The organism is Kosakonia sp. ML.JS2a (genome assembly GCF_025642095.1).
GTDB lineage: Bacteria > Pseudomonadota > Gammaproteobacteria > Enterobacterales > Enterobacteriaceae.
On the sequence record NZ_CP106754.1, the window covers coordinates 3,919,647 to 3,932,311 of the forward strand.

Below are 12,665 nucleotides of genomic sequence, written 5' to 3' on the forward strand. Positions count from 1 at the left end.
ATTCAATTAATGATTCTCACTTAGCTAATTCACTTACAACAAGGAATCATTAATTAAAGATTTTAACTCTCAATTATAAAGGTGTATCTGATGCCAAATTTCATTCTTGTCGGCGACGTCGGCGGAACTAATGCACGTCTGGCCCTGAGTGATATCAGCGATGGAAGTATCTCACATATCCATACCTATTCTGCGAATGATTACGCCACGCTTGAAGATGTTATAACGCATTACCTTGAAGGTCAGCATGTCACTGTTAATGAGGCTTGCATTGCTATCGCCTGCCCTATCACTAATGACTGGGTTGATATGACAAATCACTCATGGGCATTCTCAATCAGCTCAATGCAGCTCAATCTGGGCCTGACTAACCTGGAAGTCATTAACGATTTCAAAGCAGTTTCCATGTCGATACCCATGCTTAAGGAAACAGATTTATTGAAATTTGGTGGAGGCGCAGCTGAACACGGCAAGCCCATCGCTGTTTATGGCGCAGGCACTGGCCTCGGTGTTTGTCATCTTGTGCAAACAGAAAAACAAATTATCAGCCTTCCTGGCGAAGGTGGCCACGTTGACTTCGCCCCGAATAGCGAAGAGGAAGATCGTATACTGTCGGCATTGAGAAGTGAACACGGCCGTATTTCCTATGAACGAGTTCTTTCCGGGCCGGGCCTCGTAAACCTGTATAAGGGTATTGTTAAAGTAGACGGACGCATTCCCGAAATGCTGAAACCCAAAGATGTCACCGATCGTGCATTGAATAATGAATGCACTGATTGCCGACGCGCACTTTCCTTATTTTGTATCTTGCTTGGCCGTTTTGGTGGCAACCTTGCTTTGACCATGGGTACGTTTGGAGGGGTGTATATTGCCGGTGGCATTGTTCCTCGCTTTCTTGATTTTTTCAAATCGTCTGGCTTCAGGAATGCTTTCGAAGATAAAGGACGCTTCAATGAGTACCTAAAAGATATCCCTGTTTTTTTGATTACACATCCTCAGCCAGGACTACTTGGCGCCGGGGCTCACATGCGGCAGTTGTTGGGGCATTCACTCAATTAATTCCGTGAATGGAACGGTATTAAGTGATTCTGGAGATGACTACGTGATTGTCGGTCCGTATATAAATAGCATTGCAATTGTGGTTGGCGCCATCGCAGGGAATCTTTTGTCTCCCTGGATACCAAGGCGCCTTCATGAAGGAATGCCACTGATGTTTGGCATTTGTTCGATGGCAATGGCAGTGATCTTGATAATGGATACTGTCAACATGCCAGTAATAGTGCTGGCAGGCATTCTCGGCGCACTTACTGGTGAGTTAATCACCCTCGAGAAAAAAATTAATACCGTCGCAACAAAAACAAAAAACATCATTGAATCCGTTCTGCCAAAACCGCGTGGCGAGATAACTAACGAAGAATTTTTAAAAACCTTCGTGGCACTGATCATTTTGTTCGGAGCAAGTGGTACTGGTATTGTGGGGGCTATGAATGAGGGCATGAATGGAAACGCCTCAGTGCTAATCACAAAAGCATTCATGGATTTCTTTTGTGCCATTCTTTTTGCTACCCGTTTAGGGTATTCAGTAGTAATTTTGTTTGTACCGCAGTTAGTAATCCAGCTAATACTCGCCTACAGTGCAGTACTGCTGCTACCTCTTACGACAGAGGTTATGAGGTCTGACTTTTATGCTGTTGGCGGTTTGGTAATGATGGCTACCGGGTTGAGAATATGCGGCATAAAATTGTTTCCTGTAGCGAATATGCTACCAGCTCTACTTTGGGCTATGCCGCTATCTTATCTATGGGTACACTTTTCCAACTGACGGGCTGCAAGCCTTTGGAGAGCGCTTCAATTATTTAATCCAATCAGGGAGCTCACTAATTCCCTGATTTTTTTTTGCCAAAAGAGCAGCAAGTCCGCCGAGAACCTCAGGTTGATGAACTATTTTCGCCGTTTTGAAATCAATAGATTGTGATACTGTTCCAAGGTTATGTTCATTAATAGTCGCTATGACACTATCAAAAAATAGCGGCCCAGCTTCGGCCAAATCACCACCAATGGCAATCATTCCTGGAGCTAATATTTTTGCAATGTTAGCAAGCGCTTTACCAAGATCTCTTCCAGCTTCCAGCAATACACGTTGGCACGCAGCATCACCTTCATCCGCTGCCGAAATGATCTCGAGCAGTGAATTTTTATAACTTTCAGATTTGGAGAGATTCATTATAATTGCGCGTTCTGAAATAAAAGTCGTAAGGCACCCTCGGCAGCCACAAAAACAAACCGGCCCAATGTTATCAATAATCAAATGCCCGAACTCAGCCGCCATTCCATTACTGCCTTTATACAGGTGATTATTAATAATAATCCCCCCGCCGATCTGCTTTGAGCATGCAATATAAACAAAATTATCAATACCCCGGCCAACCCCCCATGTCCATTCGGCTAGTGTTGCATGGTTTGCATCGTTGCCGACAACCACTGTAACCCCAAGTTTCTTTTCAAAATAAGACTTTATTTTTATATCACGCCATCCCGGTAGTCGCCCAGCAGACCAGGATATGATAGCTTCGCTTTCGATATCCAAAGGGGCAACAATGCTAACAGCCAGGCCTGAAATATCACTCATAGACAAGTTTGAGTTTTTAATAACATCAGAAAGTAAACTAATGACCGTATCAGGATTGTTTTTTTGAATGGCTTCCTGAGTAATTATAGACTCAAAATCTATTTTCACCTCAGACTCAAAAAGGAACAGTGAACCACTAATTTTATCAACATTCACCAGAACTGAAATGAACTTGCCTGTCTTTGAGGTTAATGAGACTACCCCTTCTCGCCCATTAACCCAATGAATATCTGCGGCACCCAGCGCGATAAGTTGTTTAACAACGTAGTTAACCATTGCCGGTGACAGTTCTGTTTTCCGGGAAATCGATGCCTGCGATTGTGGGCCTTCTGTAAGTAATAACTCTCTAACCAAAAAGGTGCTTTTTTGTTTTTTAGAGTTATTATTCTCAGTTTTCACGTCTGACACCTCAAATTTTAGATTTTTGGTTTGTTGAATTTTATTGGTAACAAGGCATTTGTGCAATGCTGAAGAGTGTACGTGATAAAATAGATCAGGTTCATCATGTGGTAAATTCAAAAGGTTAAAATGTGAGACAATTAACATTGTAGTAAGGGAAAGTATGCTAACAGGACATAAACATTTGAACTCGACTAATTCATGATGAAATGGTATTTTTATCCAAAATAGTTAAATGGCCTGACATTTTATGCATCTTCGCGGTTTAGATCTCAACCTTTTGATTATTCTTGATGTGCTTTTGGCTGAGCGTAATGTCACTCGCACCGGTGAAAGAGTGCATTTAAGTCAGTCTGCAACGTCTGGTGCTCTGTCAAGGCTTAGAGAATTTTTCGACGATCAGTTGTTGGTGCAGGTTGGCCAACGTATGGAACTGACGCCCTTTGCAGAGATGCTCTCAGAAGAAGTTCATGATGTCATTAGCAAATGTGAAGCCATTGTCGACAAAAATCAAAAATTTGACCCTGAAACTTCTACCCGAACATTCCGGTTAAACATATCTGACGCCTCTGCGACTGTAGTCATGAACAAAGCTATTTCGCTCATACAACAACAAGCACCACATATTCGTCTGGATATTTCATCTATTATTGACGGTCCTATTAGTGAGTATCTCAATATAGGTGTAATTGATCTCATTGTCACACCGGAAAAACTAGTTTCCACTCAGCATCCATCAGAATTTCTTTTCGACGATCAGTTTGTTTGTGTCGTATGGTCTGGCAATCCACTATGTAATACAGGAATCGATCTTAATAGCTATTTAAGCAGCGGACATATTGTCGCCAGATTTAGTAAAATGATCGGTTGGGCCATGGACGAAGTATTTTTAAGCGAATCAGGCTATCAACGCAGAATAGATATTGTCGTACCATCATTTAGTATGCTGATGACTCAACTGATTGGTACAAATTTGATCGCAACCGTCCATGAGAGATTTGCACGGTATTATGCTAAATACTTACCGATAACAATGTTTCCATGCCCAGTAAACACGGTCCCCTTCGGTATGAAACTACAATGGCACCGGCATCACGATGGAGATTTAGGTATTCAATGGCTAAGAAATGTTATGCATTCATCTGTTTCTGACATAGATCCCTTAAGCTAGTAAATTGAAATTAATTATGCCTGTAATTACTGGTTTAAAAAAGGGAAGAGTGTGTTGTTCTCTCTTCCCCAATATGGTCGATAATTTAAAGGGCCTTATCCGCCAGAAATGACTTTAGTTTGAACAACATTTTTCTTTTCAATGTACTTTTTATGCACATTGATTATTACCATAGATAAGGCCGCGACAATACCTGGGATAGCAAATGTTAAGAACCAGGCTGTAATTGAAACGTTTGCCGTCAGCAACATACCACCAACGATTGGTCCAAGCATCCCACCAACCCTACCTGTTGCATTTGCCAAACCTACGCCTGTCGTTCTAATTTCACCAGGATAGTATTGTGATGCAAACGAGTTCATCAAAGAATGCGCCGCAAATGCAAACATACCAATTAAACCAACAAACAAATACATTACAATCAGATTGACCTTAACTCCCATGCAAAACAGGCTAATAGAGCCCGCAACGTAAATAAGAGGCATCAATACCTTAAATCCAACTTTGTCTACTGTCACCGCCCACAGAATAGTTCCTATCAACGTCCCCAAATTCAACACAATTGAAAAAGTTAAGCTTGAACCTAATGCATAACCATTTTGGTTCATAACCTGTGGCAACCAAATATTTACGCCATTGATTGTCAGCAGACCACAAATATAGATAAGAGTAATAAATACTGTACCGACAAAGTATTTTTTGCTGAATAGGTTCAAGTACGAAACTTTCTCGGACGGTTTATTACCATCATCACTTTTAACTAACATCTGCTCAGTTTTTGCTAATGTTCTTTCGTAATCACTATCGATTTTAACGAGGATGCTATTTAATTTCTCCGACTGCTGAGTTTTAGCCAGAAAACGAGCTGATTCAGGTATCAATTTAATGAACAGCGGAATTAAAATCAGCGGTATAACAGATAACCACAGAACGGGCTCCCAGCCATATTCGGGCATGACATGAATAGCAACAAAAGGTGCTAACATACCACCAACCTGATTACCACAGATGGCAATTGCAACCATTTTAGCTTTGTTTGTTTTCGGCGAATATTCAGTCAATAAGGAAATCACGATCGGAGTTGCACCACCACTTCCAACACCCGCCATAAAACGACAAATACCAAACATCAATCCACTTTCAGTAAATGTTGCCATGACAATAAAGAAATTGAAAATAAATATCGATACAATCAATAATTTCTTAACGCCAAACTTATCAGCCAGCGAACTTAAAACAATGGCACCAAACATCATGCCAAACATTGCTGAACTACCGATAAAACCAATCTCTGTTGGGCTAATTCCCCATTCCCGGATTACGACTGGGACTATCGACCCAAACACTGACAATTCATAGCCAGAAAATATAATAACAAAAGTACATATACCTAATAGTAGCTTATGAAATCCAGTGGATTTGCTGTTATCCAGAAAAGCACTTAGCGTATTTTGATTCATCATTGTTAATCTCATAGCGTAGTGATAATTACGCGACTAAAAAAATCAGCAGCATCAACAAACACCTCAAATTTCATAGTTATTTTAGAAAGGTACAAACATTACACCTCTCATTTTTTAACAATCCATCCGGCGTGTTGTAACTACCACATGAAGTTAATATTTGAAATAATTTTTATTAAACCTTTGGATTAATATATCCAACGACATGGGAAATTCACTCCTCTTCAGTTCAAAAAGAATATGAAATAGAAAGTTTATTTCCTTTATTGTTCTATCCAGGAAAATATATTAACCCTAAGAACTGAAATTAGGTTTAGAGAAATAACATTCAAAAATAATACGTCGCATTAACTGCCAATACATCATCATTACCATTCATACCACCGACAGACTGAATATATGGATTATTTTTATCTAGCAGATTGATATAGTAATCAGCATAAACTTTGAAGTTTGCATTGAAGAAATAAATTATGCCAACTTCAATAAACTTAGCCATATAGGCATCGCCACCGTTGAATGTACCGCTAGCAGCGAGATCTTTGCCTTTTGTTTGCACATAAGACAGAGAAGGACGAAAACCTGAATCAAATTTGTACTGGGTAATCACCTCAAAATTTTCTGCCTTGTTGGCAAAACCAGCGGAACCACCATTTCCACTGCGAGTGGTATTATGCGTTTCAGCATAGACGCTAGCTAATTAGATTTTATTTGCATCGTATTTAATACCTGCAGCCCATGACTCTGCTTTATCGCCTTTTCCATCAAGTTTTTGATTTAAGGTACGATTTGAATTGCTGTATGCAGCTATTAAACTAACCCCATTTCCAGCATCATAACCGATCGAATAACCAAGGCCATCACCATTAGACGTATTCACATTATTATGTTCATTTTTACCCTGGTACTGTACACCAAAACGTAAACCTTCGACTGTACCGAATAAATCAGAATTACGGTAAGTCAACACTCCCCCGGCACGGCTGGTCATGAAATTATCACCATAATTACCGCCCCAAGTCATTGCCGAATGAGAGGGAGCTACATCAGTAAAGGACTCAACATCATAGACAATGCCGTAATTACGACCATAATCAAGGGAACCTAGTTTTCCATACTGTAGACCAGAAAAAGCCACACGTGTTTCAGTGCTCTGATTCCCTTCATTAGAGTTCGTGTATGCACGATATTCCCATTGACCATATCCAATTAATTCATCAGTGATTTTTGTCTGCCCTTTAAAACCAATCGAACCAAAACCAGCGTCTTTATGGGCATGTCCTCCTGAAAAACTGTACTTTCCTTTAGCAACAAGTTTCCCATAAAAATCGACTTTGTTACCATCGTTGTCATAAATCATAGCGGCATTAGCTGCGCCAGTAGAGAACAGTGCGAGAACACCCAGAGCATATATTTTATTAGAGCAAATGTTCATCATTTAAACCCTCAGCATCATTAATTTACTTTTTTAAATTAAAATAAGGCCATCTCTGACCACAAATATTTTCCAGATCACAAAAGTCTTTATAATCATGTTTAAGTGACAATAATTTATCTCAGTACATCGGCATATTACTTCAGACTAAGAAAATCACTTGTAATCAATACACAAAAGGCTATAAATATATATTTTCAATGAAAATCCACGCCACCAGAAGAGAGTAGTGACTTAAGCTGTAGGCTAAGATCTTCCTTCAACTCTGAGTAGTCATGAAGATTCTCTTTACTTCGATCGTTAACCATAGAATCAACATCAGACAGTTTTGATCTACTAACATTATTAAACCCCAGCAAATTTTCGATGCCAGGTGAAATATCTGAGGCAGCCTCTGAAAAGAAAAATTGACCGTGTATAAATCCAGAGGTGAGATTACGAATATAGTGAACCAGAGTGAAAACCCAAGCAGAATGTTTTGAACTTAGTGTTTTCATGCCATCGTTCACTTCGTTGAGTTCAGGTTTTTCGTTGACTTTTAATTTCAGCATTTTCAGCGCCTCCGAATGTCGACTCAAGACATTTATTTCATACCCCCAAAACCCGATTTAAAATAATTCCTAAGCTTCATAACACTCAATTCAATTTTTCTTTTTTTGTGATCAAACCTTCAGTTTTTAAACAATAACAGAAACCACGAAACACCTCACCAAAAATAAATATCAATTAAAAACATATAGATAAAGTGTTTATGCGATAAAATCCTTCACGATGTTTTGATAATAAAATTTATATATTTGAATGATAGATTATTTTATGAGCTTGCATTGATTCTCTATCACAACTGACAAACATGAACAAAAAAATTGATATTTCAGTAACATACCCAGAGCTAATGGGTGAAGAATGGCGTTTAAAAGTATCCTGCGCAAAGAAATTACCTATAAAATCCCCATGGTATTCGTTTAACGGATACCTATTATCCACACAATCGATTTCTTTATAGGAACGACTTCACTTACATTAGTGAATGATAAGAGAAATGAGATATTCATACCCCAGAAAAAAATAGCATCGCGTAGCAAGCTGTATTGCAGGAAAGTTTGATTATTCCTCTACAATGAGACCACTGAAGTTGTTTTTTTTTAAAATATTTAAAAATAAAGTAGGTTGTTTAATCCGGGATCGCGGCTATTCTATGGCAATTTCGATACCTTATTTTACGTCCCTCAAAACAAATCCCCTCTATTCATCTGCTACTGAAATGCGTTCCAAAGCTCAGTCTCAGGTTCCGCGCGTCCAGAAAGAACTTAATCGGGTTACCGGTGTAAAAGCTCAAATAGAAGAACTGCTGAGTACTTCTCAACGCAATCTGAATGAATCGCCACAGGTTCACACACCAGATCCTACAAGTTCATCATTCGTACTTGAAGACTGTCTATGCCTGCCTGCAGCAACGTCATTCGCAATGTTACTTAACAGATATGATGCACTTCTGGCTTCTGATAGATAAGACCATTCAACCTCAGCACCAACACCTTCAAACAACGGTAGAGTGGTAGATTTAGGCATTATTACTCAGCATGACCATTGACTATTTTTCGTTGAGTATCTTGTGGGTAAATCCAAAGTTGAACATGTTTAAGACTGAAAATTTATTATCTTCCATTTCATAATTAACCCAGAATGTAACTAATTTATACACCCATATTAAGCCCCACTATTTTGTCGACGTAAAAGTCAAACCTTTCCAATTAAAAATGTGACATAGAACGCATAATCGTGATATAAGATACGTAACACATCTAATAAATGTCAACCAGTCTCACCCTATTTGCCGCGGCGATACCTCGCATCTGTAAAATCGATTTTACATCACTCTCGTGCCTAAAATACTATCAGTATGGTTGTTTAAGACATATTCCTAAAATAAATTCACCAGTAAGCAATATAGAATATAAATAAACCGGTTTTCTTTTTTTGCTTAATGTGAATATTTTCATTTCATAACACCATCGATGTCAGTAACAACAATTTCCATTGCACTGATCCTGGTAAAATAAATAATTTCGCCAGGCAATAAAATGATTAAAAGAGGAAAGCGTGTTGAAGAATATTAAAAACGTTCCAAAGTAACCTTACTACTGATGCTCACACATGGTTATGAAATAATTCTTAAATAATAAATTATTAATGTTTCAACGAGGCACCGTATGAACAATGACATTATAGAGTTTATAGACTCAAGAAAATTTAGCAGGTTTGATGCAAACCTGGTTATCTTGGGAGTGTTTTTAATTACCTTTACTGGTTACGCTGCGCCTGCGTATGGTTCAATAATCCCTATGCTTTTCAAAGAATGGACTGATCTAAATTGGGATCAACTTGGATATGTGGGTAGTTTATCTGAATTTGGCTCGTTGTTTGGTGCTCTGGTATGTAGTGTTATTTCAAGAAAATTCGGCATTAAACGCGTTTTGATTACAACTGTTATGCTTTTCTGTGCTGGCACATTCAGTCAAGCATTTGCCCCAACAATACAAACTTTCGCAATATTAAGATTCATTGCAGGCTTTGGATTTGGTGGCGTAATCCCTTTGGTTATCTCTCTTTTATCTGAGTACGCACCGAAAACAAACAAAAGTAAATCAGTTGCTACAGCATTATGCGGTAATCAATTCGGTGCAATTATTGCTTCTTTTGTTGCTATATATGTCACAACTCAACTTGGGCAGTGGAGACCCGTTTTCTGGTTAGGATTCATACCCGTTTTATTATTACCATATATAATAAAAACCATGCCTGAAAGCGCCCATTTCATGTTAAAAAACAGAGACGTAGAAGGATTAAAAAAGGTACTATATAGAATTAACAAAGACTACAGTTCAGAAATAGATATTAAGGCTGCCATTAATAATTTCTCTGCAGAGAAAGAGTCGAATAAGATTTTTTACAGGGACCTATTTGGCAAGAAATATGCGCTTATTTCATGCTTAGCATGTGTTATTGCCATCATGGGACTGTTGTTTATTAATGGTGTAATTGTGTGGCTGCCAGGCGTGATGACAAATGCGGGATATGCTCTTGGTTCAAGCATTGCTTTTACAATATTCTTATGTGCCGGGACAATAGCAGGTGCCATTTATTGGGGTTCAGTAGCAGATAAGAAGGGATTTACTCTGCTAATGCCGAGCATTTATTTCATTGGTTCTGTCTGTCTGATTCTGATGGGGGTAAAATCCACCATTGTGGTACTGTATGCATTAATTACCCTTGTTGGGTTTTTCTTGTTTTCAGCTCACTCGCTCGTCAATGCGTTTATCGCTCAACATTATCCTCATGATTTGAGAACGGTCGCAATCGGCTTGCCAAATTCATTGGGCAGAATCGGCGGATTGCTTGGTCCAACATTAGGTGGACTGCTAATGGCAAATCAAGTCTCCGTCATGGGATGGTTCATGGTCTTTGCTGGAACTGGCCTGATTGCAGCCATTTCGTTCGTTTTGATTAATATACAAACTCGCAGGTTAATGAACCCGCAAGCTGGTTGTGCTTAACGGAACAACATATGTAAGGGAGTAACGTCACTCCCTTACTCTGTAATATCGCGTTGTTTGGAAGAAAACGCCACAGAGTGTGTACCTACGGGATGCCATAACAAAATTGCAAATTATTTTATCAATTATTGAAAGCACATCTATTGTCAATCCACTCTCCACTGGTCACATCCGAATGAAGAACAACTTCCAATGCACGTGTAAGTATCCCGTATAACCGGACCATTCACTTTCAGTTTTGCAGGAAATAGGTAGACGGGAAAGCATCGAAATGGTTCGCCGATATGCACACCTGGCACCCAACCATTTGACTGAGCATGCGAAGAAAATTGACTCAATTTCTGGTGATGATGTCTCAAATACGTCTCATCACCGAAAAGATGAGGGTGTGAAGGAAGCATAAGTGCTTGTAAAATAATGGTACGCCCTACAGGGTTCGAACCTGTGACCTACGGCTTAGAAGGCCGTTGCTCTATCCAGCTGAGCTAAGGGCGCATTTCGTGGATGATGCTCCCTGCAAGGGGAAACGCCTGGAATTATACGGTCAGCGCCTGGTGAGTCAATGACTTTTCCGCCAGTTGCTTGCTTAGTGAACGGCAGTGCACACTTTCACAACGTTTCCCGGTCGCGAACCGCCAAATGCGCCCCGCTCTCGCTCCTGTTTCGGGCGGTTGCGGGGAGGAAAACCGCAAACGGTAACTGACAGCACGTCGCGCTTCTGACAAAATAGTCGCATCCCCCTTAGTTGAATGACAGATGGAATCCTCTCTCTGATGGCAGCAAAGATTATTGATGGTAAAACGATTGCGCAGCAGGTGCGCTCTGAGGTTGCGGAAAAAGTTCGGGCGCGTCTGGCGGCCGGAAAACGCGCACCGGGCCTGGCTGTCATACTGGTTGGCAGCAATCCTGCATCGCAAATTTATGTCGGCAGCAAGCGCAAAGCCTGCGAGGAAGTGGGTTTCATCTCCCGCTCTTACGATCTTCCTGAAACCACCAGCGAAGCCGAATTACTGGAGCTTATCGACAAACTGAATGCCGATAGCGCCATTGACGGCATTCTGGTTCAGTTGCCGCTGCCTGCGGGCATCGACAACGTGAAAGTACTGGAGCGCATTGCACCAGACAAAGATGTTGACGGTTTCCACCCTTATAACGTCGGTCGCCTGTGTCAGCGCGCCCCGCGCCTGCGCCCGTGCACGCCGCGCGGTATCGTTACGCTGCTGGAGCGTTACAACATCGATACCTACGGCCTGAATGCGGTCGTGATTGGCGCATCCAATATTGTTGGTCGCCCGATGAGCATGGAACTGCTGCTGGCGGGTTGCACCACCACCGTGACGCATCGGTTCACCCGCAACCTGCGCCACCATGTGGAAAACGCCGATCTGCTGATCGTCGCCGTGGGAAAACCGGGGTTTATTCCCGGCGAGTGGATCAAAGAAGGCGCGATCGTGATTGATGTCGGCATTAACCGCCTGGAAAACGGTAAAGTCGTCGGCGATGTGATTTATGAAGAAGCCGCAGCGCGCGCCTCATATATCACCCCCGTTCCGGGGGGTGTCGGCCCGATGACCGTCGCCACCCTGATCCAGAACACGCTGCAAGCGTGTGAAGAATATCATGATGTAGAAGGCGCATAAGATGGCAACATTTTCCCTTGGTAAACACCCGCACGTTGAGCTGTGCGACCTGCTGAAACTGGAAGGCTGGAGCGAAAGCGGCGCGCAGGCGAAAATCGCCATCGCCGACGGCCTGGTGAAAGTGGACGGCGCAGTCGAAACGCGCAAGCGCTGCAAAATCGTCGCCGGGCAGATCGTGAGCTTTGAAGGCCAGAGCATCACCGTTACCGCGTAAGCCTCTCTCCCCATTCGGGGAGAGCTAAAACTGCCCCCTCTTCTCCTGAAGAAGAGGATTGGGTGAGGGGAATATGTTGTCATCTCCCCTCACCTATCACGGTTAATTATCGATCAACCTCAAAGAATCACGATCTCATTTGGCTGAATGTAAAAAT

9 protein-coding genes, 1 tRNA gene and 2 pseudogenes are annotated in these 12,665 nt (G+C 41.2%); 7 read left to right on the forward strand and 5 right to left on the reverse strand.

Annotated elements, in window-relative coordinates:
* The first annotated feature begins 90 nt into the window (after positions 1 to 90).
* Positions 91 to 1,059, forward strand: coding sequence for a glucokinase (gene glk, locus N7922_RS18575; protein WP_263097711.1), 969 nt, complete (start codon positions 91 to 93; stop codon positions 1,057 to 1,059).
* Positions 1,060 to 1,102: 43 nt separating this feature from the next.
* On the forward strand, positions 1,103 to 1,822 hold the full coding sequence (locus tag N7922_RS18580; protein ID WP_263097712.1) for a DUF554 domain-containing protein: 720 nt from the start codon (positions 1,103 to 1,105) through the stop codon (positions 1,820 to 1,822).
* A 30-nt stretch (positions 1,823 to 1,852) separates the two neighbouring features.
* On the opposite strand, the gene N7922_RS18585 is transcribed toward N7922_RS18580, so the two are convergent.
* On the reverse strand, positions 1,853 to 3,028 hold the full coding sequence (locus N7922_RS18585) for an ROK family protein (protein ID WP_263097713.1): 1,176 nt from the start codon (positions 3,026 to 3,028) through the stop codon (positions 1,853 to 1,855).
* A gap of 250 nt (positions 3,029 to 3,278) precedes the next feature.
* Here N7922_RS18585 and N7922_RS18590 point away from each other — a divergent pair, with 250 nt between their 5' ends.
* Positions 3,279 to 4,199 (forward strand): LysR family transcriptional regulator, encoded by a 921-nt coding sequence (locus N7922_RS18590; protein WP_263097714.1) that lies wholly within the window; start codon positions 3,279 to 3,281, stop codon positions 4,197 to 4,199.
* 95 nt (positions 4,200 to 4,294) lie between these two features.
* Here the strand turns inward: N7922_RS18590 and N7922_RS18595 are convergent, their stop codons facing one another.
* From N7922_RS18595 to N7922_RS18605, 3 genes and pseudogenes are all read right to left on the reverse strand, one after another.
* Positions 4,295 to 5,662, reverse strand: coding sequence for an MFS transporter (locus N7922_RS18595; RefSeq protein WP_263097715.1), 1,368 nt, complete (start codon positions 5,660 to 5,662; stop codon positions 4,295 to 4,297).
* 328 nt (positions 5,663 to 5,990) lie between these two features.
* A pseudogene (locus N7922_RS18600) lies at positions 5,991 to 7,100 on the reverse strand (porin).
* Between the two features lie 194 nt (positions 7,101 to 7,294).
* Entirely contained in the window at positions 7,295 to 7,648 is a 354-nt protein-coding gene (locus N7922_RS18605; RefSeq protein WP_263097716.1) for a hypothetical protein, read from the reverse strand.
* 1,662 nt (positions 7,649 to 9,310) lie between these two features.
* On the opposite strand from N7922_RS18605, the gene N7922_RS18610 reads away from it, so the two are divergent.
* The gene (locus N7922_RS18610; protein WP_263097717.1) at positions 9,311 to 10,654 is read left to right on the forward strand and encodes an MFS transporter; all 1,344 of its coding nucleotides are present in this window, start codon (positions 9,311 to 9,313) and stop codon (positions 10,652 to 10,654) included.
* A 229-nt stretch (positions 10,655 to 10,883) separates the two neighbouring features.
* A pseudogene (locus N7922_RS18615) lies at positions 10,884 to 11,057 on the forward strand (integrase); the annotation flags it as partial.
* Positions 11,058 to 11,072: 15 nt separating this feature from the next.
* Here the strand turns inward: N7922_RS18615 and N7922_RS18620 are convergent.
* Positions 11,073 to 11,149: transfer RNA gene (locus tag N7922_RS18620), tRNA-Arg, on the reverse strand.
* A 278-nt stretch (positions 11,150 to 11,427) separates the two neighbouring features.
* On the opposite strand from N7922_RS18620, the gene folD reads away from it, so the two are divergent.
* Together folD and ybcJ are read left to right on the forward strand one after the other, a co-directional pair.
* A complete protein-coding gene (gene folD, locus N7922_RS18625) occupies positions 11,428 to 12,294 on the forward strand; it encodes a bifunctional methylenetetrahydrofolate dehydrogenase/methenyltetrahydrofolate cyclohydrolase FolD (RefSeq protein ID WP_263097718.1) in 867 nt (288 codons plus the stop codon).
* 1 nt (position 12,295) lies between these two features.
* Complete coding sequence (gene ybcJ, locus N7922_RS18630) at positions 12,296 to 12,508, forward strand: ribosome-associated protein YbcJ (protein ID WP_263097719.1); 213 nt, start codon at positions 12,296 to 12,298, stop codon at positions 12,506 to 12,508.
* The last annotated feature ends 157 nt before the right edge of the window (positions 12,509 to 12,665 follow it).

Coding starts and splice junctions, on each gene's coding strand:
- glk (WP_263097711.1), top strand. CDS start 91: ATGCCAAATTTCATTCTTGTCGGCGACGTCGGCGGAACTAATGCACGT.
- N7922_RS18590 (WP_263097714.1), top strand. CDS start 3,279: ATGCATCTTCGCGGTTTAGATCTCAACCTTTTGATTATTCTTGATGTG.
- N7922_RS18595 (WP_263097715.1), bottom strand. CDS start 5,662: ATGATGAATCAAAATACGCTAAGTGCTTTTCTGGATAACAGCAAATCC.
- N7922_RS18605 (WP_263097716.1), bottom strand. CDS start 7,648: ATGCTGAAATTAAAAGTCAACGAAAAACCTGAACTCAACGAAGTGAAC.
- N7922_RS18610 (WP_263097717.1), top strand. CDS start 9,311: ATGAACAATGACATTATAGAGTTTATAGACTCAAGAAAATTTAGCAGG.
- folD (WP_263097718.1), top strand. CDS start 11,428: ATGGCAGCAAAGATTATTGATGGTAAAACGATTGCGCAGCAGGTGCGC.
- ybcJ (WP_263097719.1), top strand. CDS start 12,296: ATGGCAACATTTTCCCTTGGTAAACACCCGCACGTTGAGCTGTGCGAC.